This window comes from Streptococcus sp. CCH8-H5 (assembly GCF_001556505.1).
Taxonomy (GTDB): Bacteria; Bacillota; Bacilli; order Lactobacillales; family Streptococcaceae; genus Streptococcus.
Genome location: NZ_LSIZ01000132.1, coordinates 1 through 3353, shown reverse-complemented (window position 1 = coordinate 3353; position 3353 = coordinate 1). Strand labels below are relative to the sequence as shown.

The window sequence follows — 3353 nt, the reverse complement described above, 5'->3', positions numbered from 1 at the left end:
GATTGGTCACACAGCTCAAGCGGATGAAACGACATCTGATGGAGCAACAGTTGCAACCACAGCTGTCAGTGCAAGTCAAGGTGACGGAGCCTCAACCACAACTCCGCCAATCACAGCACCAGAAAGTGCAGCAACTACTACGGTAGCACCAGCAGCTACTGAAACAGTTACATCGATGTCGGTTGCACCTACAACATCAGTTGCACCAAGTGTAGCAGTAAGTTCAGAAGCACCAGCTTCAACAAGTGCTACAAGTTCAGCACCGGCTTCATCGGCAGCAACCTCAACAAGTCCAGTAGTTGCTTCAGAAGTTCCAGGTTCAACAAATGTATCAACTGCAAAACCGGCAACTGCCTCAGAGGCATCTCGTTCAGTTACAGCTTCGACAGCGTCAGTAACTACAGCAAGCTCAGAGAATGCAATCGCAAATAATGTTACGGTTTCAGAAACAGCAAATGTTCCTCGTGTACGTCGTCGCCGTGACACTGGGGGAACATCACGTTCAGTTGATGAAACAAGACTTGATCGTGTCACAGTAACGAAAGATAACTTTGATAGTTTCTTTAAAGAAGGTGGTACGGCAAATTATGATGAAACGTCTGGCACAATTAAATTAACAGATGACGTGTCAGGTCAAGTTGGTAGTGCTTACCTTCGTTTTAAAATTGATCCTAGGGAAGACTTTACCTTTACTGGTAAGGTAGATATTGGTGATAAATACGAAGGTCATACTGTAGGTAGTCGTCTAGGTGGTGATGGAGTCGGCTTCGTCTTCCATACAGGTAATGTAGATACTATTGGTCAATCCGGAGCGTCTATTGGTATGGGTACTATCAAAAATGCCTTTGGTTTCAAACTAGACTCATGGCACAACACTTCTAACCCAAATGCTAACCAAAATGCATCAGCCGATCCAAGATATGGTGGAAATGCATGGAGAAGTAATGCCTTCGGTTCATTCTACTCATCAAATAATGCTGGTAGGGTAACGACAAGTAGCTCAGCAGCAAAAGCTCTAAATCCAAAACCTAATGGCGAATGGGTAGACTTTAAAATTGAATATAAAGGTCAATCAAAAGAGTTTATTGTAACTTACGGTTCTGAAAAATGGTCAACTAATTTGAAGACTGCGAATGCTTCAATCATGGAACCAACTGCTAAGACTGCTCTTAACAACTCAAATGCAACTTATGCATTGTCATTCTTAGGAAGTACGGGTTCGGGTACCAACTTGCAACGTGTGCAAATTGAAAAATTTGAGTTTACTGCACCACAAATTGTACAAGTAGCCTTCTATGATGAAGCGGGTAATGAGCTTGCAGCAAGTAGTGCGATTCCAGGAGATAGAGATCAAGTTGTTAATTTGAGTAATATCGAAGCAGTACAAAAAGCTATTACGAAATTAAAGACTAAAGGTTATACACTTAAGGAAGTTAATTCTGATAAAGCAGAAACATATAACTCGGGAGCCAACACTGTAACACTAAGAAGTGGTGGACAGTTACTGAAGTATGTATTTGCAGTACCTACTCCAGAGGTAACTAAAACATTACCTTCAGATGGCGGTATGTTGCGAAACGGAGGTATTAAATCAACTGATAGAACTCTATCAGGGACAGGAACACCTGGTGCAACTATTAATATTAAAGTTGCAGGGAACACAGTTGTAGACAACGTAACAGTTGAAAGTAATGGTAAGTGGACAGCGACACTTCCAACTGGATTAAATAGTAATGTAACGACACAAGATCAATTAGTTCCAAAAGATAGTTTAGTAGTTACACAAAAAATAGGTGTCAGTGAAAGTGAAGCAGCAACAGTAGATGTTGCACTAGGTGAATCAAGTGTAGTGCCATCAACAGAATCAAAAGACCAACAAAGTATTGTTGCAGAAACTACAACAGTCACATTAAAAGTCCCTCATGATGCAGGGGTAACCTACTTTGATTATCCTAAAACAGGTGGTAGAAGTGAGGTAGCTATTAAACGCGATTCAATTCCTGGAGCGTGGGCTTCAAAAGATGCATCAAAAGCAGTAGTTACCTCTTACTCTACGGATGGTTTTGTTGATACAATCGTACTTGAAATGAAAGAGCAAATCCAACCAGGTAAAGCTAAGGTAATTTCAAATATTAAAGAAACTAAATATTCAAGTCCAGTTGGTTGGAAAGAAATTAATGTAGAAGAAAAACCAGATACAACACCACCAGTAGCACCAACTGTTAATAGTGTTAAAGTGGGGGCTACTAACCTTACTGGTACAGCAGAAGCTAATTCTACAGTAGAAGCTACATTACCAAATGGTAGTAAAGTAACTGCAACAGCAGGTTCAGATGGAAGCTTCACTATCCCAGTTTCAGGTTTAAATGAAGGAGATACAATTAGTGTTACAGCAACAGATGCAGCAAGTAACAAGTCAACTCCAAGTGTAGTAACTGTAAAAGAGAATGTTCGCCCTGTAGTAAATATTCCATATGATGACAAAGCTAACCAAATTATCTATCTATATTCTGGTGAAGAAAATAATATAGAACTAAAAGTCACTGATAACTCAGGGAAAATTGCTAAAGCATTTTTAGTATTTGCTCAAGATAATCGTACAGGTTTAGGAACAGAAGATGCTGGATACCTAAATGGTAAAACGAAAAGTGCTTTATACTTAAAAGCAAATAGATTTGGTTCAGAAACAACAGCTACTGAGGCAAATCCTGCTATCATTAAATTAACAGCAAATATTCCAAATGGATCTTACACAGATGGTACAGGAATGACTCGTTATATTTATGCTGAAGATTTAGCAGGAAATACAAACTATGATTCTGTAGGGGCTGCGGGGGATACTGGGGCACCTGGACGTATTCGTTTTGTTTGGAAACCGCAAACTTTCAAATATAATGTCCAAGCGCCATCAACACCAATAGTAACGAACACAGTACCAAGTGCTGCAGATTTAGCGAATGCAGTAAAAGTAGCAAATCCAACTTTTAGCGATAAAATTGATAGCGTTACACTAAATGGAACTAATGTAACTGTTACTTATAAAGATGGAAGTACAGATACACTAAGTGCTGCTTCAGTATTTGATATTGAAGCGGTAGCACCATCAGTAACACCAGTTAAAAACCCATCAAGTCTAACTACACCAGAAAAAGATGCTGTTAAAGCTGCTGTTAAAGTGGCGAACCCAGATGCAACAACAGTAGTAGTAGGAAATGATGGTTCAACAACATTAACTTATTCAAATGGCTCAACAGCGAACTTGACCCCAGCACAAACTGTCAAAGCAGCCGATGCCAACGGCGTTCAAGAACCAGCTGCTAAGACACCAGTTCAAAATACGTCAGCCTTAACTC

General features: G+C 39.9%; 1 protein-coding gene. It reads left to right on the top strand.

Features of this window, described 5'->3' with window-relative positions; genetic code table 11:
- The coding region (locus tag AX663_RS10840; RefSeq protein ID WP_197414219.1) for a lectin-like domain-containing protein at nucleotides 1–3353 on the top strand (3353 nt) is incomplete at both ends.